This window comes from Streptococcus oralis (assembly GCF_026782085.1).
Taxonomy (GTDB): Bacteria; Bacillota; Bacilli; order Lactobacillales; family Streptococcaceae; genus Streptococcus; species Streptococcus oralis_DA.
Genome location: NZ_JAKUVW010000004.1, coordinates 488840 through 507969 on the forward strand (window position 1 = coordinate 488840; position 19130 = coordinate 507969).

The following is a 19130-nucleotide window of genomic DNA, read 5'->3' on the forward strand; positions in this document are numbered from 1 at the left end:
AAAAGTTTGTCTATTTTATCGAACCGTTTCAATTCTCCAACTATTCCACCCTGTAAAGCGGATAGCCCCTTGCTGGTCAGTTCGGTAGATCTTACTCTTGATACTTTCCAGTCGTGTCAAGGTTTCCTGATGGGGGAGTTTCGCACGATTGCTCTTTCCGACTGAAATGAGAGTAATTTCTGGTTTGATTTTTTCTAGGAAAGCTGGATTTGATGAGGTTTTAGCACTATGTTGACCTGCTTTCAGGACATCCACCTCTAAGTCAGGGTATTGCTTTAGAAGATCCTTCTCTCCCTTCTCTTTCAAATTTCCTGTGAAGAGAAAGTGCTTATCTAAGAGTTTTCCATAAAGAACCAGAGAATCATCACGATTCCCATCCCGAATCTGCCTTGGAGATAGAACTTCTAAGTAACTGCCAAAAATCGGCAAGTTCTCCCCTGCAGTTACACTGCGCACCTTGGTTTGACTTGCTTCTAGTTCCGCTACAAATTCCTTCTGTGTCAGACTTCCTTTTGATACTAAAATCTCCCCAACATGGAAAGCCTTGGTCACCTCCAGTAAATCACCAACATGTTCCTTGTCTGTATTGGTCAAAATCAGCTGGTCAATCTTATCTACTCCTCGACTTTTTAGATAGGGAATCAAGGTGCGCTGAGCATTGCTGGTCGTAGACTTTTGCTGCCAAGCTTGGATTTTTTTGTCGGATTCTGCCTTACCTCCTACATCTATCAAGATAGTTTTACCAGTCATATCCCGTAGAAAAATGCTTTCTCCCTGCCCAACATCCAGCATGGTGATTTCATTTTCCAGAGGATGCTTGGTTAAGAAAAAGAGCCCCACGATAAGTAAGCTGAATACAGCTGCTCTTTTGCCATTTTTCCTCAAATCATACAATATTGCCAAGGAAATTAACAATAAGATTAAAAGCCATGCGGTGGGTTGGCCAAAGACCAAGGGCCTACTTGCCAGCTGCGATACCAAGCGAATGATACACTCCAACCACTCAAAGACAAAGTTAAACTGAGTGACTGGGTAAACAAAAGACAGAATGAATAAGATGGACAAAAGTGGCAAGAAGACCACATCAAACAGAAAGGAAAAAACAAAGGTCAAAAGGATAGACCAAGGCTGAAATTCTGCAAAATAAAAGGATAGAATGGGCAATATTCCCAAAGAAATGACCAGACTTTCTCTGGCAACAGCCTTGAGCCCCTCCCCTTCTTTGCTTGTCATAGTCAAGATAAAAGCATAAGCGCAGGACAAGACCCCTCCAGCTGTCAAGAAAAAGTTGGGCATGATGATAAAGAGGACAAGGACCGTCAAGGCAAAATTATCCAAACCCTTAACACCATGTTGGGCCAGTAACTTTTGCAAGAGACTGCGAATGACAGATGCTGAAAATCCTGTCAGACCTGCATAGATAAGAGAAAAGGGATAAGTTAGCCACTTCAACTTTTCTTGGGTCAAGCCCAATCGCAAGAGGAGTTTCTTAAAGGCATCCATAAAGAAGCCCACTTGCATACCTGACAAGGCAAATAGATGGATAATTCCAAGACTGGAATAAAGCTCATTCATCTCCTCAAAATCCGTGTCCAAATGTCCTAAAAGAAGCCCTGTCATATAGTTGCGCATAGGGTCTGGAAAGTGCGCCTTGATCCAAACTACAGCCTTTCGACGTAAAGCCGACAAATTTTCACCTATATCCCAACTGCTAACCTTTTTAAGCGACTGGATGTTCTTGATAGTCAGTGTCTGGTAAATCCCTTGAGTCTTTAGATAGGCTTGGTAGTCAAATCCACCAAAATTTCTCTGTCCTTCAGGTTCAGAGACTTTCCCTTCTAGCTCTATCTCGTGAAGGTCTGTTAAGGCTTGAAAGTACTCTTTCTCCTCCTCGGACTGGAGTTTATAGTAAACTTGGAAAGTGCTGCCGTCAGCCTTGCCCCGAAAGGACAGACTGTCTCCATTGACTTTGATGGTATCTGGTAAAATCCGTACCCTCTCAACAGAATCCACTAGGTTCTGACTAGCTTGTGTCTGTTGCCAATTTTGAAACAAAAACCAAATTCCAAAAACTCCACAAATCGCTAGAACTTTACCAGCCGATTTCCAAGGAAATTGGAAAAAGAGGCAGATCAGCAAAAAAACAAAACCTAGCAGAGCGAGATAGGACACTCCAAAAATGGCATAGTAAAGCCAGAGCAACAGAAAGCTCAGATAGATTAGAGGAATAGGGAAATTCTTAATCCACTGTGACATAATCTTTTAGCTTTTCTATGGTCTTAGCGCCTATACCAGAGACTTTCTTTAATTCATCTACCGACTTGAATTTGCCATTTGCCTCACGATGGTCGATAATATCCTGCGCTCGTTTTCCTCCCAAGCCTTTGACCTGCTTGAGTTCTTCCAGACTAGCTTTATTGAGGTTGACCTTCTTATCTTTACTTGTCGAAGGAGTCGTTCCAGAACCAGTCTGCTGGCTAGCTGCTTCTTCTCCCTTAGTTGGAACATAGACAAGAGCCTCGTCACTGACTTTCTGAGCGAGATTGAGCGATTTACTATCTGCTTCCTCTGTCAATCCACCTGCCTTCTGAACGGCATCATGAACCCGACTCCCTACTGGCAAATCATAAATCCCTGGCGATTTAACAGCCCCCTTAACATCTACTGTGATTAGATCTTGTTCAGGAGATTCTTCCTTTTCTTCCTTCTTGATTTCCTTTTCAGATGATGAATCCTTTGAAACAGCTGCAACTTCAGCCTGCAAGTTTGTTTCTTTCACAGATGTTTGTGAAGTTGGCTTTAGTAGGAAAAATCCGCCCAAGGCCAAACCTAAACCAGCACAGATGACAATGATTTTATACTCTTTAATTTTCTCGATAATTGCTTCCATATTTTCTCCTCTCTTAAGTTATTCGCAAGAGAAAGAAAAAACAGCTGAAAAATCTTTTCACCTGCTTATTTATTTGCAAAATAGTCTTCCTTGGTCAAGACATAATGAACTCTTGTGATAATTCGACCTGGTTCTTTATTATCCATTCTGGCATAGGGTTCTTCGTGGGAAAAACGCATACCTGATTTCTCCATGACCTTGCCAGATGCGGGATTGTCTTTGTCATGAAGAGCGGTCAACTTGTTCATTCCAATCTTCTCAAAAGCCAGTTCAATCACGGCACGATTGGCTTCTGTCGTCAATCCTTGATTCCAATACTTTTTATTGATAATGTATCCAATAGCTGCTTTTTTGAGAATGGGATCAATCTTGTGCAAGTCAATAGTTCCGATAAACTGACCAGTGCTTTTTAGTTCGATTCCCCAACGGCCCAAGGGATTAGCCAAGTAAAACTGAGCAATGTTATTCTTAGTTTCTTCTAAGCTTTGATTTGTTGGAAAAGTATAGCGTGTATTTTCTCTGTCTGAAGCATACTCAAACATAGCTTCTGCATCGTCCAAGGTTACAGGTCGGAGCAATAAACGCTCCGTTTCTATAGATGGATACTGGGCAAATTTCACAAATATTGATTCCATACTTTTTCTCCATTAGAGCTTGATTCTCACTAGTCTAGCATAAATAAATTTGGATGACAAGTTTTTCTTGATTTTTGAAGCGGTTTCATATACAATAAAACCATCACATTTTTGATCTATGAACTTAAATGTGACAACTAAAACAAGACCGTCAATTGAAAGGTAGGTTATCTCTATGTTAATCGGAATTCCAAAAGAAATTAAAAATAATGAAAACCGTGTTGCCCTCACTCCTGCTGGCGTCCACAGTTTAGTCAGTCGTGGACATCGTGTCCTCATTGAAACAAATGCTGGTCTCGGTTCAGGATTTACTGATGCAGACTATCAAAAGCAAGGAGCTGTGATTGTCGCTACTGCTGCTGAAGCCTGGGCTGCCGAGTTGGTCGTGAAAGTAAAAGAACCACTAGCTTCTGAATATGGTTATTTGCGCGACGATCTTCTTCTCTTCACCTACTTGCACATGGCCGCTGCTCCAGAATTAGCAGATGCTATGCTAGCAGCAAAAACAACAGGAGTTGCCTATGAAACTGTTCGTGATAATCAAGGACAACTACCACTCCTCGTTCCTATGAGTGAGGTTGCTGGTCGTATGGCTGTTCAAATCGGAGCCCACTTCCTTACTAAGCAAGCTGGTGGTTCTGGTGTCCTACTAGGTGGTGTACCAGGCGTTCCAAAAGGAAAAGTAACTATCATCGGTGGTGGTGTCGTCGGTACACATGCTGCCCGCATTGCCCTTGGTCTTGGTGCTCAAGTGACTATTTTAGATATCAGCGCTAAGCGTCTCTCGGTTCTAGAAGAAGTCTTTGGAAACCAAATTCAAACTCTTATGTCTAATTCATTCAACATCGAAGCAAGTGTGAGAGATGCTGATGTGGTGATTGGTGCAGTTCTCATCCCTGGTGCCAAAGCACCGAAATTGGTGACAGATGAGATGGTCAAACAAATGCGTCCAGGCTCTGTCATCGTTGATGTTGCCGTTGACCAAGGTGGCGTTATCGAGACAGCTGACCGTGTGACAACGCACGATGAACCTGTCTATGAAAAATACGGTGTTCTCCACTATGCCGTTGCCAATATCCCTGGTGCAGTTGCTCGTACCTCTACTATCGCCCTAACCAATGTCACTCTTCCTTATATCGAAGCTCTGGCTGGCAAAGGATTCGCACAAGCAATTGCTGAAGATGAAGGCTTGCGTCAAGGTGTGACCACTTATAAAGGTTACTTAACCAGCCTCCCAGTTGCTCAAGGACTCGATAAAGATCATACTTCTATCAACGAACTTGTTTAAAGCTATACACTCATTAAAAAAGAGCAGTTCAAATTGAACTGCTCTTTTGCTATTCTGTTTCTTGGTTCTTTTCTTCAACCTTAACTGGAGCCGGTTCATAAGCTCGGATAATCTGAGCGACAACTGGATGGCGAACCACATCCTTGGCTGAAAAATGAACAAAGTCAATTTGGTGAATGTTCTTAAGCTTTTCTTGGGCATCAATCAAACCGGACTTGACATTGCGAGGTAGGTCAATCTGACTGATATCTCCATTGACAATCATCTTCGAATTAAAGCCTAAACGAGTCAGGAACATCTTCATCTGCATGATGGTCGTATTTTGTGCCTCATCTAAAATGACAAAGGCATCATCCAAGGTCCGGCCACGCATATAGGCAAGGGGCGCGATTTCGATAATCTCACGCTCCATGAGACGGGTCGTCTGATCTTTGCCGAGAATCTGATACAAGGCATCATAAACAGGTCGAAGGTAAGGATCCACCTTCTCCTTGAGATCACCTGGTAGAAATCCAAGACTCTCTCCTGCTTCAACGGCTGGACGAGTCAGGATAATCCGCTTGACTTGCCCACGTTTAAGGGCTGTCACTGCCAAGGTCACTGCAAGAAAGGTCTTCCCAGTCCCTGCAGGTCCGATTCCAAAAGTCACATCATGCTGTTTGACACTGTCCACATAAAGTTTTTGACCCAGTGTTTTGACACGGATCGGTTTCCCAGTATTATCCTTGATGATTTCTTCTTCGTAAAGGGCGACAAACTTGTCGATTTCATCGTTTTTGACCATGCTAATCGCAGTCACCACATCTGGCGTGCCAACGGTCATTCCTCGATTCACCAAGACCATCAAAGCCTGGATAACCTGACGGGCTTCCTCACAGGCAGACTCTTCTCCGATAACCTGGACAATTTCCGTACGGGCATGAATCACCACATCGAGCTCTTCTTCCATCAAACGAAGATGGCGCTCATTGGAACCAAAAAGATGAAACAAGTCATCTGGATGACTCAGTTGAATGTCTATTGAATGTTCCTTCAAATAAAGAACCTCTCTAATCCGTTTATTTCTTTATATTATAGCAAAGAGAACAATAAAATACTAGCCTCATCTCATTGTCTCTAGTGTTCTAAGTATTCTTGCCAGATGGCGTCAAAGTCTCCTAGGTTAAAAGAGAAACTGGCATGCTCCTCCAAAAAGCGACTTACCTCATCAAAATCATCCGTGTGTTTTGGAAAAGCTGACTCTTCAAAAGCGAGGTCTGCCAAGATGGCTTTAGGACTGTTACTTTTAGGATTGCGCTCAGTCATGAGCCAAGTGTAAAATGATTTTCTCAATTCTTTCTCCTATCAAGATTTTTTTGATGACACTTTTCTGATTCTTGAAAATTACTGGACTTAGCCTCTGAAACGTAGTAGTTTATAAAATCTGTTTTCGCATCTGTATAGGCGTCTCGATTGTGTTCAAATTGTTTCCACAAACTGAGTTTTAATTCCTGATACGCTTGGGCAATATCTGGATGCTGGCAGAGATAATCTTTAAAATAAATCTCGTCATGATCTCCCATCATTCGCAAATGTAAATGAAAAACTTTCTCGGCAAAGCCCTGCTCTGTGTATCCTTTATTTAGCGAAATCCTGGTAGGACTCTCCGACATCACTAGCCAACCATTCTTCACCAATAAATCCCTAACTCTTGCTAAATCCTCTATTCTACTTACTTCTAGCAGAATATCAACGATATTTTTGGCCCAAATATTAGGAATAGCAGTGCTACCGATATGTTCTATTCTTTGAATAACATTTGCACCCAATATTTTTTTCAGACTTGTTTTTTCCGATTCATACCAGTCTTTCCACTCTGACCTGTGCTCTACTAGAAAAATAGGAAAAAGTTGCCAGAGTTCCTCTAAACTCATTTCTTCAAGTTTCTTTATCATATCTAGTAAGGTCTAAATCAACTCTGTACCAAACTGGTCTTGCTTGATTTTGCCAGCCTTCATCAAGCCACCGAGTGCTTTCTTGAACTGACCTTTAGAAATGCCAAAGGTTGCCTTGATGTCCTCAGGAGATGACTTATCATTTAAAGTCATGAAACCGCCATTGCTTTCCAAGTAGGTCAAAATCATCTGAGCATCATTTTCCAACATTTCAAAGGAACGTGGTTTGAGGGAGAGGTTCAAGGTACGGTCCACTTCACGGAAACCGATGACACGCGCATCTAAAACTTGTCCCAAACGTGGCTCTGCGTAGCGCTCACTTGGGTGAATGAAACCAAGCATGTTATTCTCTGGCAGATAGACAAAGGTCCCTGACAGCTTGAGACGGTAAACAATGGCTGGCCAGTTTTGGTTCTGCATGTTGTTGTAGGCAGGACGAGCCAGACGTTGGAAGTCTTCTTGATAAGCCAAGAGTCCCCAGATTCGGTCTTTCTTGTCCACTTCAAGACGGATGTAGAGTTTATCCCCCTTCTTAGGCCAGAGTTCCTTGAGCTCAGGGAGGATATCGAGTGACACAACGATTTCCTTATCAGGTAGACCGGTATCAACAAAAACACCCAAATCCTTACGAACTTCTGTTACGGTTCCCCAGCCAAATTGGTCTTGAGTGGCAGTAACTTCTTGAGTGGTCAAGCGGAGTTTCTGCTTCATATCCGTATAGGCAAAACCTTTGACCGTATCACCTACCGAATGTTGACCTTCTTCCTTAGCAAGAGCATAGGTTTGACCATCCTTTTGCACAAAGTAAAAACGGTCATTTTCATCGATGATAAGTCCAACGATAAAACTTGCAAGATTTGTATTCATATTTCCTTCTTTCGAATAAAACTCAGCCAGCAATGCCAACTGAGTTTTTCTGTTTATTTTTAGACTTCCAAGATTTCTTTTTCTTTATTGGCAGTCATGTCATCGATGTGTTTCACAGCATCGTCTGTTACTTTTTGAATATCTTTTTCAAGAGTCTTCAATTCGTCTTCAGTGATTTCTTTTGCTTTTTCTTGCTTTTTAGCTTCGTCCATAGCGTCGCGGCGGATGTTACGGACAGCCACTTTAGCATTCTCACCGACCTTCTTCACTTCTTTGGCAAGGTCACGACGAGTTTCTTCTGTAAGAGCTGGGATAACCAAGCGAATCACAGAACCGTCATTAGCTGGTGTAATACCAAGGTCAGAAGCGTTCAAGGCACGTTCGATGTCTTTCAATGAAGACTTGTCAAATGGTGTTACCAACAAAACACGCGCTTCTGGAATAGTAATAGAAGCGATTTGGTTAAGAGGAGTTTCGACTCCGTAGTATTCTACGTGGATACGGTCTAGCAAGCTTGCGTTGGCACGACCGGCACGGATACCACCAAATTCACGAGCAAGTGATTGGTGAGACTGGGTCATTCTCTCTTTAGCTTTTTCTACAATTGCATTAGCCATAATTTTCTTATTCCTTTTCTTCGATATTGTTTGAAACTGTTGTTCCGATATTTTCACCAAATACGACACGTTTGATGTTGCCTGGTTGGTTCATATTGAAGACAACCAAGTCAATGTCGTTGTCCATAGAGAGGGTTGAAGCAGTTGAGTCCATGATACGAAGACCTTTATTGATAACGTCACGGTGGGTCAATTCTTCAAACTTAACGGCTGTCTTATCTTTCTTAGGATCGGCATTGTAAACACCATCAACACCGTTTTTAGCCATTAGAATGGCATCTGCTTCGATTTCAGCTGCACGAAGGGCTGCTGTTGTATCTGTTGAGAAGTAAGGTGAACCAATACCAGCACCAAAGATAACGATGCGGCCTTTTTCAAGATGGCGAAGAGCACGTCCACGTACATAAGGCTCTGCCACTTGTTGCATAGCAATGGCTGTTTGTACACGCGTATCGACACCAACTTGTTGCAATGAATCTGCCATCACAAGAGCATTCATCACGGTCCCAAGCATTCCAGTGTAATCGGCCTGAACGCGGTCCATTCCTGCTTCTGCAGCAGGTTCCCCACGCCAGAGATTTCCTCCACCAATAACAAGGGCAATTTCGATACCTAAACTATGAACTTCTTGAATCTCTTTTGCGATTGTTTGAACTGTTTGGATATCAATCCCTACGCCACGTTCACCGGCAAGGGCTTCACCTGATAACTTGATTAAAATACGTTTATACTTGGGATTCGCCATTTTTACTCTCCTTTTTTTATCCTACCTATTTTATCACAATTTCTAAGATTTTTATAGTATCATGAGCAATTCTTTCAAAAAAATTAAACCGTTAAAAATTCCTCTAAGTCGGTAAGAGCACGCTCTGCAATTTTTTCATAACGAGCTTTTTTATCACGGATACGCTCGCCTTCCAATTCCTTGATAATCCCAAAATTGACATTCATTGGTTGGAAATGTTTGCTATCAGCGTGAGTGATGTAATGAGCTAGACTTCCGATCGCTGTGGTCTCTGGGAAGATAGCTTCACTTTCACCCTTGAAGAGTCGAGCCGCGTTAATACCTGCAACTAATCCTGAAGCTGCTGACTCAACATAGCCTTCCACACCCGTCATTTGACCAGCAAAAAAGAGGTTGGGCTGTTTCTTAGAACGATAGGTTTGCTCGAGAAGATTTGGTGAATCCATGTAAGAATTGCGGTGCATGACCCCATAACGAACAAACTCCGCATTTTCAAGACCTGGAATCATTTGGAAGACACGCTTTTGTTCTCCCCATTTGAGGTGGGTCTGGAAACCGACGATATTGTAGAGGCTACCAGCCGCATTGTCCTGACGAAGTTGAACAACTGCATAAGGGGTTTTAAATTCGCCATCACGAGGTCCTGTGTAGTCTTCTGGATACTCCAAACCGACTGGCTTCATCGGACCATAAAGCATGGTTTTAATGCCACGCTTAGCCATGACTTCGATAGGCATACAACCTTCAAAGTACTTTTCTTTTTCAAACGAATTGAGCGGTGCTTCTTCCGCATTGACCAAGGCTTCATGGAAATCCATAAACTCTTGTTTGGTCATTGGAGCGTTGAGGTAGGCTGCTTCTCCCTTATCATAACGAGACTTGAGATAGACCTTGCTCATATCGATGGTGTTGACGTCGATAATCGGCGCCGCCGCATCGTAGAAATAGAATCCATCCCCATCATTAAGGGCATGAATCTTTTCAGCTAAGGCATCACTAGTCAAAGGACCAGTAGCGACAACCGTAATAACATCCGTCGGCAATTCTGTAATTTCATCACGAACCACTTCAATCAAGGGATGATTGGCCACTTTTTCAGTCACCATTTGAGAGAAACCATCACGGTCCACCGCAAGGGCTCCGCCTGCAGGAACACGTGTAGCTTCTGCTGATTCCAAGATAACAGAACCCAAGCGACGCATTTCTTCCTTGAGAAGCCCAACTGCATTGGTCAAAGCATCCCCACGTAAGGAATTGGAACAAACCAATTCAGCAAAATTATCTGTTTTGTGCTGAGGTGTTGACTTGACACCACGCATTTCATAGAGTTTAACTGGAATACCACGTTCTGCGATTTGGTAGGCTGCTTCAGAACCTGCCAAACCTGCTCCGATAACATTGATATAAGATTGAGACACGACACTAATACCTCTTTGGGTGGAAACCAAGTCCAAATAAAAACAAGCTACTAGACTATTTGACACCCACAAATCTTTCTAAATTTTCTTTTACTAGTATAACAAAAAAAGGGAAGAAGGCAAACTTCCCTGTTTAATCACTTTCTTGATTTTCTTCCCAGTCGTGGTAGGCAGCGTAAAGCTGGCTTTTATTCCACTGATATATCTTTGCGACTTCCTTAATGGCTTGATTTTTCTTCATGCCTTGCTGGATACGAGATTGGATTTCTGAAAACAAGTCCTCCTCGTCCTTTTCCTCCACATCCTGACTGGCACCCTCAATGATGAGAAGGCATTCGCCCTTGAGTGGCGTTTCAGCGATGCTTTCTAGCAGCTCTGAAATCTTTCCTCGTTGGTATTCTTCATAGATTTTAGTCAATTCCCTGACCAAGACTACCGAGCGGTCACCGTAGACTTCTAGCATATTTTCCAATGTATCTGCCACACGATGAGGTGATTCATAGAAAATTTGTGTTTCAGGATAGTCTTTTTTTGAGTCGAGAAATTGCTTTTGCTGGCCTGATTTTCTTGGTAAAAAGCCGTAAAAAATATGTGGTTGCGGCGCTAGGCCACTGGCAATCAAGGCAGAAATCCCTGCAGAGGCACCCGGAACGGTAACAACTGCGATTTCTTCCTCAATAGCTGCCTTGACCAAATCATGACCAGGGTCCGAGATACTAGGCAGACCCGCATCGGATACCTGAGCAATACTTTGCCCTGCTTTCAGAAAACCAATCAAATCAGGAATCTTTTCCTTGGCATTATGCTCATGAAAACTAATCTGCTTGGTCGAAATGTCAAAATGCTTGAGCAAAAGACCGGTATTGCGCGTGTCCTCAGCCGCAATCCAGTCCACCTCTTTTAGAGTCTGGATGGCACGAAAGGTCATGTCATCTAGATTGCCAATCGGCGTTGCTACTAGGTAAAGCTTGCCATAGGGAGTTTGCCCCTTAAAACTTTTTTGAATCTGCATGCTTACTCCCTATATAACAACTCATCACAGAACATACATTCCTCGTCCTGCTCTCGGCGTTGTCCATAAAAATCATTACATACGTGAAACCCGTCTTTATAGATTCGGCGGACGCTTTCACGAACATGCTTGGCCTTAACGGGTGTATCTGCTTCCACCTCGCCTAAGCGTTCGCGCAACTTACTATTTTCCAAGCGAAGAGCTGTATTTTCCTCTACCAGGCTCTTGAGATTTTTCTTGATGGCTTCTACATCGGCCAAGGTCACCAGTAATTGTTGGGAAAAATCATCCAGCGCGTCAAATAATTCTTTTTTGTCCATAAACCAGCCCTTTCCTTTCTATATCGTTCATTTTTAATACTCAATGAAAATCAAAGAGCAAACTAGGAAACTAGCCGCAGGCTGTACTTGAGTACGGCAAGGCGACGTTGACGTGGTTTGAATTTGATTTTCGAAGAGTATGAGTTTATATTTCTTTCAAGACCAGGTATTCCATGGCATTTTGAAAGCTGACATTAGCTTGCCACATTTTTCTAGCTTCTAGCAAATCTTGTAGAATCTGTCGAATCCTTGCTTTCAAGAGGTCCTGTCCACAGAGCACTTCGAGGATTCGCAAGACCTGATCTTGTTTTTCCTTGTCATCTGCCAAGCTGGCTAATTTAGCAACCTGAAGATAACTTTCTTTTTTCTTGGCTAATAGCCAAGTCAGCAGGCGCTCACTTTCATCCACCAAGGTCCAAAAACTTGCCTGATTTGCCAACTTTTCTGCTTCAGCTCGTGACTGACAAAACTGGGCTAAAAGAGTCGCCTTTTTCTTAACCAGTCCCTTTTGTTCTAAGAGCAAGATGAGCTTTTCTTCTTGCTTTTTAAAGTGGAAAATCTGTGTCCGACTTCGGATGGTCGGTAATATCTTTTCCTCATCGCTGGTCAAGAAAAAAATATAAACCTCACTCTGGGGTTCTTCGATGACCTTGAGCAGAGAATTGGCCGCGTTGGGATGCATTTTCTCCGCCTGCTCGATAATAAAAATTTGTTGCTGACTTTCAATCCCTGCTTGGGAAAACTGACCCACTAATTCTCGAATCCGTTCTGTCTTGATGACCTGATTGACTGGCTTGATTAAAGTAACATCGGGAAATTCTTCCTGCTCAATCAGCTTACAGTTTCGGCATTTCTCACATGGTAGAACACCTACTTTATCCGTACAAAAGAGGCTCTTAGCCAAAAACTGCGCCATTTCAAAGCTTCCAAAGAAACCTGAAAAAAGATAGGCATGATTGAGCTGGTCTTGTTCTAGGATATGGACAAAACGGTCAAACTGGTCTGGCTGCCAAGCCTTTAGTTGATCTTGTTTCATTTAGCCAAGCCCATTCTGTCAAACAAGACAGCCTTGGTTGTTTCCACAACTTGCTCCAAAGGAAGACTCGCATCAATCTTGACAATGCGATTTCCTTCTTTGTCCAGAAGAGAAAGGTAGCCTTGACGGACTTTCTTGTGCAAGTCCAAGCCTTCCAAGTCCAAACGATTGACTTCGCGATCACTATTAGCAGCAATGCGAGCCAGCCCCTCTTCCACCTCAATGTCAAAATAGAGGGTCAAATCGGGTTTGAGGCCATCTGTCGCAAAGTGATTGAGCCAATCAATGGCATCAATATCCAAGCCACGGCCAAATCCCTGATAAGCAACAGAACTATCAATGAAGCGGTCCATAATGACCAACTTGCCAGCTTCAAGTGCTGGAAGAACTTTTTCTACCAAATGCTGTCTGCGACTAGCGATATAGAGAAGAAGCTCTGTTTTAGGATCCATCTGCGTATGACTTGGATCCAAAATCACTTCCCTAATCTTCTCCCCGATCAAGACTCCGCCAGGTTCACGGGTCGTTAACACTTTTACTCCTTTTTCCTCTAAAATTGGGAGTAGAGCCTCTAAAACACTGGTCTTTCCTGCTCCCTCTGGTCCCTCAAAAGAGACTAAAAATCCTTTTGACATGTCTAACTCATTTCTTTTTTACTATCTTCTATTCTATCAAAAAAATAGATTTTTGTGACAATCTTTTTGCGTCTTCTCCATTCAATCGACCATAAAAGAGGCCGGGAGTCATCCAACCTCTTATTTACCTAGTTCTTGTGTTCGTTTGTAGGATTGCTGAACTGCGTCCATGACGGTGCCTCTAAAGGCATGTTCTTCCAGACTTGCTACACCAGCGATAGTCGAACCACCTGGGCTGCAAACTTGATCTTTCAAAACTCCAGGATGTTGCTGGCTTTCGAGAACCATTTGCCCAGCGCCGACTACTGTTTGGGCTGCCATTTTCAAAGCCATTTCTCGGGGCAATCCTGTCTGCACACCTGCATCTGCCAAGGCTTCGATAAAGAGATAGACAAAGGCTGGTCCACAACCTGCAAGACCTGTCGCAGCATCGATTAAGCCATCTCCCAGCTCAACCAAAAGACCGGCCTTGGCCAATAATTGACAAAAGAGTTCACTGTCCTCAGCAAGACAGTTTGCTGACATGGCATAACTAATCACTCCTTGGCCGATAGCCACTGGAGTATTGGGCATGATGCGAATAATCCGGTGGTGACTCGGTAAAAATTTGGCTAGTTTTTCCAAAGTCAATCCAGCTGCCATGGAAATCAAAAGAAGACTTTCTCTCTTTTCAAGGATGGTCTGGTATTGAGAAAGCAAGTCTGAGAACTGAGCAGGCTTAACTCCTAGAAAAATCACATCTGCTTCTGCAAAAATTTCTTCATTGCTGGAAGCCTGACCACCGAAATTTGTGATGAAAGCATCTACTTTCGCTTGACTACGATTGGCAAGGAGAATCTGAGCACCCGTTTTGGCCTGCAAGACAGCTTTCGCCAAGCTAGCACCCATATTGCCCAAACCGATAAATCCAATCTTCATCTCTTACTCCCTTATCTGTCCGTCACCAGTAACCACATACTTGTAGCTGGTCAACTCTTTCAAGCCCATTGGCCCACGCGCGTGCAGTTTCTGAGTAGAAATCCCCATCTCACATCCAAGTCCAAACTGGCCCCCGTCAGTGAAACGCGTTGAGGCATTGACATAAACCGCTGCTGAGTCCACTTGATCTGTAAAGTAAGCTGCAGTTGCAGCATTTTCCGTCACAATGGCATCCGAATGATGGGTACTGTGAGCTTCAATATGCTCAACTGCTTCTTCTAAACTGCTCACAACCTTAACCGCTAGGATATAATCTAAAAACTCAGTGTCAAAGTCTTGGGCCTCAGCTACTCGACCTGAAACAAACTGACTTGCTTTCTCATCCAGGCGGAATTGAATTGGTTCCAGTCCAGCTTCCTTACGCTCTGCAACCAGAACTTGTTCCAAGCGAGGAAGGAAGCTTGCTGCCTTGTCTTCATGAACCAGCAAGACCTCCATGGCATTGCAGACAGAAGGACGGCTGGTTTTAGCATTGTTGATAATGGCTAGAGCCTTGTCTTCGTCTGCATCCTTATCTACATAGACATGGACAATTCCAGTTCCTGTCTCAATAACAGGCACAATGGCATTTTCAACCACTGCATTAATCAAGCCAGCCCCTCCACGAGGAATGAGGAGGTCTAGATAGCCCTTGGCCTTCATCATAGCATAGCTACTTTCTCGGCTGGTGTCTTCCACCAGTTGAATCACATTTGGATGAATGGTAGTCGTCTCCAAACCCTTCTTCAAGGCTGTGACAATAGCATGAGCAGTTTGGTAGGCGTCCTTACCACTACGAAGAACGACCGCATTGCCACTTTTAAGAGCCAAAGCAGCCGCGTCAGACGTCACATTTGGACGGCTTTCATAGATAATACCGATAACCCCCATGGCCACACGCTTCTTAGTAATAACCAAGCCATTTTCAAGCTGACTTGTTTCTAGGACTTCACCAATAGGATCTGGTAAAGCAACCACTTCACGAATCCCTCTTGCCATCGCTTCTATACGTCCCTCATCCAAATAAAGACGGTCTAGCATGACATCTGAGATTTTCCCCTTGGCCGCTGCCATATCGAGGGCATTTGCCACTAAAATCTCCTCAGTAGCCGCCAATAACTGATCAGCCATGGCTAGCAAGGCTTGGTTTTTCACTGCTTCACTAGCAGTATTGATTGATTTCTTAACAGCCTGTACCTGTTCAAATTGTTCTTGTGTCCTTACCATCGTTCACCTCTAAAATTCTGTAAAGAGTAGCTGGATTTCAGGCGTTATGGAAATCCAGTCATCACGGTGAATCAAGACTCCCTTAGCTTTTTGAGAACGGAGCATATCTTCTAGTGCTGAGACGCCAAATTGGACACGTCCCTTTCCAAGAGATTGACCTGTTTCTTTATCTGCTACTGTTACAATATCGTGGTAAGAGAAGTTTCCTTCCACTTCTACCACACCCGATAAAAGGAGACTTTTCCCGTTTTTTGAAAGTGCCTCTGCAGCTCCACCATCTACCCAAATCGTTCCTTGACTTTGAGCATAGAAGGCCAGCCATTGTTTCTGAGTACGAAGGCCCTTCTCTTGCGCAACAAAGAAGGATCCATCCTTGGTCTCTTCCGCTGCCTCAATCAAGGCATCAGATTTCATGGAAGAGCAGATATAGACTGGCACACCTGACTCCGTCGCAATAGTTGCAGCTTTGATTTTTGTCAGCATACCCCCAGTACCGTTTGACGAACCTGCTCCACCAGCCATATCAATAATCTCACGATTGATAGTCTCGATTTTCTCAAGACGTTTAGCTCTTGGATCTGAGTTGGGATTGCCAGTATAGAGACCGTCCACATCAGTCAAGAGAACTAAAAGGTCCGCTTGGACCATCGCCGCTACCTGGGCACTCAGAGTGTCATTATCACCCACCTTGAGTTCGTCAATGACGACACTATCATTTTCATTGATGATGGGAATTGCACCACGATGAAGCAATACAGACAAGGCCTGATGGGCGTTCTTATAGCGACGTTTATCTACAAAATCATCCTGTGTCAGCAAGATTTGTGCAGAAACGATCTGGCGCATGAGGAGGTTGGTTGTATATTCCTCCAACAAAAGTCCCTGACCAACTGCAGCCGAAGCTTGTTTATCTGCAATCTTGGTCGGACGTTTTTTAAAACCCAAAGCTCCAAATCCAGCGGCAACTGCCCCAGATGACACTAAAATCAACTCATGTCCAGCCTCATGCAGCATAGCCAATTGCTGGGTAATTGCCTTTACTTTACTCCTTGATAAACTCCCGTCTTCATTTGTTAAGGAGGAAGTCCCTACCTTAAAGACGATTCGTTTGTACTTCATATTCTCACTCCGATTCTTCATATTTATCCATTATAACATGAATACTTTAAAATAGAAAAGACTTGAAATGAAAAAGGTTGAGATAAGGCATCTCAACTCTTTTATCTATTCTCCGTTTTACGCAATCTTTCCAGCGTTTCTTTAAAAATTTCTGGAATATCTGCTGTGAACTCCAAGGTTTCACCTGTTCTCGGATGAGTAAAGCCTAGAGTCTTGGCATGGAGAAACTGTCCATGTCCTTTCAGGGTTTTACGAGGACCATAGACTTCATCACCAGCGACTGGATGGCCAATATAAGCCATATGAACACGGATTTGGTGAGTACGCCCTGTTTCCAGTTGCAACTCCACTAAGCTATAATCTCCAAAGCGTTCCAAGACGTGAAAACGTGTTACTGCAGGCTTTCCTTTAGCAGTCACAGCCTGTTTCTTACGGTCTTTTTCACTACGACCAATCGGAGCTTCAATGACACCACGATCATTTGGCAGATTGCCATGAACAATAGCCCAGTATTTGCGTAGAGACTTTTTATCCTTGAGTTCTTGGGCAAGTGCCAAGTGTGCCTCATCATTCTTCGCAATCATGAGCAGACCAGATGTGTCCTTGTCAATGCGGTGAACGATACCCGGTCGCAGAACACCATTGATACCTGACAAGTCCTTGATATGGTACATGAGGGCATTGACCAAGGTTCCGCTAGTATGACCGGCACTGGGATGAACAACCATCCCTTGAGTTTTGTTAACAACAGCTACATCCTCATCTTGGTAGATGATCTCGAGCGGCAGATCCTCAGCCACATACTCTAAAATCTCTGGTTCTGGCACATGGTAAGTGACTACATCGCCCTCTTGGACAGTGTATTTTGCTTTCTTTACTTGCCCATTCACCAAGACTTGTCCAGCCTTGATTTGTTCATTCGCGAGACTGCGTGACAATTCTGTCAGATCTGACAGAGCCTTGTCTAGACGTTGCCCACCAGTTTCAATTTTTAATTCCATTTACTTCCTCTTTAAGCATTGCAATCAATAGAACAATCACACCAACTGTCAAATAGCTGTCAGCAACATTGAAAATCGCAAAGTTGATAAAGTCTAGGTGAAACATATCCACCACAAAACCTTGACTCATTCTGTCGATAAAGTTGCCTAGACCTCCCGCGATTATCAAAGTCAGTCCGAAAACTAGCCAGAGAGAATCCTCCATGTGTTTATGTAGATACCAAATGGCTCCTACCATGACGACCAGTGTAATAACAGCAAAAAACCACTGCTGGTCTTGTAACATGGAGAAGGCTGCCCCACGATTTTGCAGGTAGGTCAAGCTAACGAGATTGGGGATCCACGAACGAACTTCACCCAGTGGAATCTGCTGGACAACATAGGCTTTAACCCACTGATCCAGCCCAATCAAAAGCAGTACAATGACTGCTACTATTCCTCTTTTTTTCATGATTTCCTCTTTTGATCAAAATATTCTTGCATAACCTCAACGAAAAGAGTCCCAGCTTGGCTAAGCTCCACCTCTTCCCGTTTGACGTAGACCATGCGATTATCTAGATTATCCTTGAGACGAATGACTGTGATGCCATTAACACTGTCACTATCTAAAAATCCAGATCCAGTCGCATAGGCATCTGTCCGCTCCAAAATACCATTCAAAGTAGCACGGTCGGTCACATTGAACATCTGCGAGCTCGCGCTGGTGTCGACAAAGTTCTCTGAATAGTATAGATACTCATCCTTTTCCTGAGTAAACCGAACCGTTGGTAAATCCGCTAGGTCCTCCATGACCAATTCCTCTTTCTGTGCTAAAGGATGCCCTTCACGAAGATAAATGTGAGTCTGGAAAGGAATTAGTTCAATAACTTCTAAACCAAGCTTTTCAACCCGTTGCATGATGCCCTTTTTATTTTGGTTGTTGAGGTAGATAATCCCAATCTCACTGTGTCCTTGGGCTACTTCGTCTAATATTTGAACTGTGGTAGACTCAAAAATACGAAAGTTCTTGTAGTCAGGATAACGCTCTGAAAAGGCCGTAATCGTTGGTGGCAAAAAGTCATAGTGCTGGCTGGCAATGGAAAATTCATCCTTTTCTTCCTCAGGATTGGCATACTGATTTTGAAAAACATCAAAGCCTTTGACCAATTCTTGCGCTTTCTCATAAAATTCCATTCCACGACGAGTCAAAAATGTTCCCGAACTCGTCCGACGGAAAATCTTAAAACCCAGCTCTTTTTCCAAATCGCGAACAGAAATAGACAGACTCGGCTGACTAACATACATCTTTTCAGCAGCTTCACGGAAAGTACCACTATTGGCAATAGCCACAACATAGCGTAATTGTTGAATGTTCATCTTTTACCCCCAACTTCTCTATCTGTTCATTATACCATATTTTAGAAGTTTTCCACCTAGGAAAAATAATGTC

General features: G+C 43.4%; 21 protein-coding genes and 1 pseudogene. 2 read left to right on the plus strand and 20 right to left on the minus strand.

Translation table 11 applies throughout. From position 1 onward, the window contains the following. Positions 1-15 precede the first annotated feature (15 nt). From MK395_RS04490 to MK395_RS04500, 3 genes are all read right to left on the minus strand, one after another. Positions 16-2256: a DNA internalization-related competence protein ComEC/Rec2 gene (locus tag MK395_RS04490; RefSeq protein WP_268711361.1), complete on the minus strand. Its 2241-nt coding sequence runs from the start codon at positions 2254-2256 to the stop codon at positions 16-18. Then, positions 2240-2890, minus strand: coding sequence for a helix-hairpin-helix domain-containing protein (locus tag MK395_RS04495; RefSeq protein ID WP_084880597.1), 651 nt, complete (start codon positions 2888-2890; stop codon positions 2240-2242). The genes MK395_RS04490 and MK395_RS04495 overlap by 17 nt, the downstream gene beginning before the upstream one ends. A 65-nt stretch (positions 2891-2955) precedes the next feature. Next, positions 2956-3525, minus strand: a complete 570-nt coding sequence (locus MK395_RS04500) for a GNAT family N-acetyltransferase (RefSeq protein ID WP_084880596.1) — start codon at positions 3523-3525, stop codon at positions 2956-2958. 175 nt (positions 3526-3700) lie between these two features. On the opposite strand from MK395_RS04500, the gene ald reads away from it, so the two are divergent. Beyond that, positions 3701-4813 carry an alanine dehydrogenase gene (ald, locus tag MK395_RS04505; RefSeq protein ID WP_132973149.1) on the plus strand — a complete coding sequence of 371 codons (1113 nt, stop codon included), beginning with the start codon at positions 3701-3703 and terminating at the stop codon, positions 4811-4813. Positions 4814-4862: 49 nt separating this feature from the next. On the opposite strand, the gene MK395_RS04510 is transcribed toward ald, so the two are convergent. The 17 genes from MK395_RS04510 to MK395_RS04590 form a co-directional block, all read right to left on the minus strand. Continuing rightward, the gene (locus tag MK395_RS04510) at positions 4863-5849 is read right to left on the minus strand and encodes a PhoH family protein (RefSeq protein ID WP_000658168.1); all 987 of its coding nucleotides are present in this window, start codon (positions 5847-5849) and stop codon (positions 4863-4865) included. An 80-nt stretch (positions 5850-5929) separates the two neighbouring features. Beyond that, complete coding sequence (locus MK395_RS04515; RefSeq protein ID WP_001232084.1) at positions 5930-6145, minus strand: YozE family protein; 216 nt, start codon at positions 6143-6145, stop codon at positions 5930-5932. After that, positions 6142-6747 (minus strand): GrpB family protein, encoded by a 606-nt coding sequence (locus MK395_RS04520; protein ID WP_132973147.1) that lies wholly within the window; start codon positions 6745-6747, stop codon positions 6142-6144. The genes MK395_RS04515 and MK395_RS04520 overlap by 4 nt, the downstream gene beginning before the upstream one ends. A 12-nt stretch (positions 6748-6759) precedes the next feature. Next, entirely contained in the window at positions 6760-7614 is an 855-nt protein-coding gene (gene cvfB / locus MK395_RS04525; protein ID WP_132973145.1) for an RNA-binding virulence regulatory protein CvfB, read from the minus strand. 59 nt (positions 7615-7673) lie between these two features. Next, positions 7674-8231, minus strand: coding sequence for a ribosome recycling factor (gene frr / locus MK395_RS04530; RefSeq protein ID WP_001262235.1), 558 nt, complete (start codon positions 8229-8231; stop codon positions 7674-7676). A 7-nt stretch (positions 8232-8238) separates the two neighbouring features. Further along, entirely contained in the window at positions 8239-8976 is a 738-nt protein-coding gene (gene pyrH / locus MK395_RS04535; protein WP_000002996.1) for a UMP kinase, read from the minus strand. 83 nt (positions 8977-9059) lie between these two features. Next, complete coding sequence (trmFO, locus tag MK395_RS04540; protein ID WP_049500755.1) at positions 9060-10394, minus strand: methylenetetrahydrofolate--tRNA-(uracil(54)-C(5))-methyltransferase (FADH(2)-oxidizing) TrmFO; 1335 nt, start codon at positions 10392-10394, stop codon at positions 9060-9062. Positions 10395-10527: 133 nt separating this feature from the next. Next, entirely contained in the window at positions 10528-11406 is an 879-nt protein-coding gene (gene rsmI / locus MK395_RS04545) for a 16S rRNA (cytidine(1402)-2'-O)-methyltransferase (RefSeq protein WP_132973141.1), read from the minus strand. 2 nt (positions 11407-11408) lie between these two features. Continuing rightward, positions 11409-11726: a DNA replication initiation control protein YabA gene (gene yabA, locus MK395_RS04550; RefSeq protein ID WP_000358229.1), complete on the minus strand. Its 318-nt coding sequence runs from the start codon at positions 11724-11726 to the stop codon at positions 11409-11411. Positions 11727-11871: 145 nt separating this feature from the next. Beyond that, entirely contained in the window at positions 11872-12762 is an 891-nt protein-coding gene (locus tag MK395_RS04555) for a DNA polymerase III subunit delta' (RefSeq protein WP_268711362.1), read from the minus strand. Further along, positions 12759-13397 carry a dTMP kinase gene (tmk, locus tag MK395_RS04560; RefSeq protein ID WP_268711363.1) on the minus strand — a complete coding sequence of 213 codons (639 nt, stop codon included), beginning with the start codon at positions 13395-13397 and terminating at the stop codon, positions 12759-12761. The genes MK395_RS04555 and tmk overlap by 4 nt, the downstream gene beginning before the upstream one ends. A 120-nt stretch (positions 13398-13517) precedes the next feature. Next, positions 13518-14315, minus strand: coding sequence for a pyrroline-5-carboxylate reductase (proC, locus tag MK395_RS04565; protein ID WP_268711364.1), 798 nt, complete (start codon positions 14313-14315; stop codon positions 13518-13520). A 3-nt stretch (positions 14316-14318) separates the two neighbouring features. Next, a complete protein-coding gene (locus tag MK395_RS04570; RefSeq protein ID WP_268711365.1) occupies positions 14319-15581 on the minus strand; it encodes a glutamate-5-semialdehyde dehydrogenase in 1263 nt (420 codons plus the stop codon). A gap of 9 nt (positions 15582-15590) precedes the next feature. Next, on the minus strand, positions 15591-16700 hold the full coding sequence (proB, locus tag MK395_RS04575; protein ID WP_038805062.1) for a glutamate 5-kinase: 1110 nt from the start codon (positions 16698-16700) through the stop codon (positions 15591-15593). A gap of 101 nt (positions 16701-16801) precedes the next feature. Further along, the gene (locus tag MK395_RS04580) at positions 16802-17701 is read right to left on the minus strand and encodes an RluA family pseudouridine synthase (protein WP_268711366.1); all 900 of its coding nucleotides are present in this window, start codon (positions 17699-17701) and stop codon (positions 16802-16804) included. After that, positions 17685-18152: a signal peptidase II gene (gene lspA, locus MK395_RS04585; protein WP_268711367.1), complete on the minus strand. Its 468-nt coding sequence runs from the start codon at positions 18150-18152 to the stop codon at positions 17685-17687. Before lspA ends, MK395_RS04580 begins: the two co-directional genes overlap by 17 nt. After that, positions 18149-19057, minus strand: a complete 909-nt coding sequence (locus tag MK395_RS04590) for a LysR family transcriptional regulator (RefSeq protein WP_001025717.1) — start codon at positions 19055-19057, stop codon at positions 18149-18151. Before MK395_RS04590 ends, lspA begins: the two co-directional genes overlap by 4 nt. Here MK395_RS04590 and MK395_RS04595 point away from each other — a divergent pair. Beyond that, positions 19050-19121, plus strand: a pseudogene (locus tag MK395_RS04595) (AraC family transcriptional regulator); the annotation flags it as partial. The gene MK395_RS04590 and the pseudogene MK395_RS04595 sit on opposite strands and share 8 nt — an antisense overlap. Positions 19122-19130 lie beyond the last annotated feature (9 nt).

Coding starts and splice junctions, on each gene's coding strand:
- MK395_RS04495 (WP_084880597.1), bottom strand. CDS start 2,890: ATGGAAGCAATTATCGAGAAAATTAAAGAGTATAAAATCATTGTCATC.
- MK395_RS04520 (WP_132973147.1), bottom strand. CDS start 6,747: ATGATAAAGAAACTTGAAGAAATGAGTTTAGAGGAACTCTGGCAACTT.
- cvfB (WP_132973145.1), bottom strand. CDS start 7,614: ATGAATACAAATCTTGCAAGTTTTATCGTTGGACTTATCATCGATGAA.
- ald (WP_132973149.1), top strand. CDS start 3,701: ATGTTAATCGGAATTCCAAAAGAAATTAAAAATAATGAAAACCGTGTT.
- MK395_RS04580 (WP_268711366.1), bottom strand. CDS start 17,701: ATGGAATTAAAAATTGAAACTGGTGGGCAACGTCTAGACAAGGCTCTG.
- proB (WP_038805062.1), bottom strand. CDS start 16,700: ATGAAGTACAAACGAATCGTCTTTAAGGTAGGGACTTCCTCCTTAACA.
- MK395_RS04590 (WP_001025717.1), bottom strand. CDS start 19,057: ATGAACATTCAACAATTACGCTATGTTGTGGCTATTGCCAATAGTGGT.
- lspA (WP_268711367.1), bottom strand. CDS start 18,152: ATGAAAAAAAGAGGAATAGTAGCAGTCATTGTACTGCTTTTGATTGGG.
- pyrH (WP_000002996.1), bottom strand. CDS start 8,976: ATGGCGAATCCCAAGTATAAACGTATTTTAATCAAGTTATCAGGTGAA.
- MK395_RS04570 (WP_268711365.1), bottom strand. CDS start 15,581: ATGGTAAGGACACAAGAACAATTTGAACAGGTACAGGCTGTTAAGAAA.
- yabA (WP_000358229.1), bottom strand. CDS start 11,726: ATGGACAAAAAAGAATTATTTGACGCGCTGGATGATTTTTCCCAACAA.
- rsmI (WP_132973141.1), bottom strand. CDS start 11,406: ATGCAGATTCAAAAAAGTTTTAAGGGGCAAACTCCCTATGGCAAGCTT.
- frr (WP_001262235.1), bottom strand. CDS start 8,231: ATGGCTAATGCAATTGTAGAAAAAGCTAAAGAGAGAATGACCCAGTCT.
- tmk (WP_268711363.1), bottom strand. CDS start 13,397: ATGTCAAAAGGATTTTTAGTCTCTTTTGAGGGACCAGAGGGAGCAGGA.
- MK395_RS04555 (WP_268711362.1), bottom strand. CDS start 12,762: ATGAAACAAGATCAACTAAAGGCTTGGCAGCCAGACCAGTTTGACCGT.
- proC (WP_268711364.1), bottom strand. CDS start 14,315: ATGAAGATTGGATTTATCGGTTTGGGCAATATGGGTGCTAGCTTGGCG.
- MK395_RS04500 (WP_084880596.1), bottom strand. CDS start 3,525: ATGGAATCAATATTTGTGAAATTTGCCCAGTATCCATCTATAGAAACG.
- MK395_RS04490 (WP_268711361.1), bottom strand. CDS start 2,256: ATGTCACAGTGGATTAAGAATTTCCCTATTCCTCTAATCTATCTGAGC.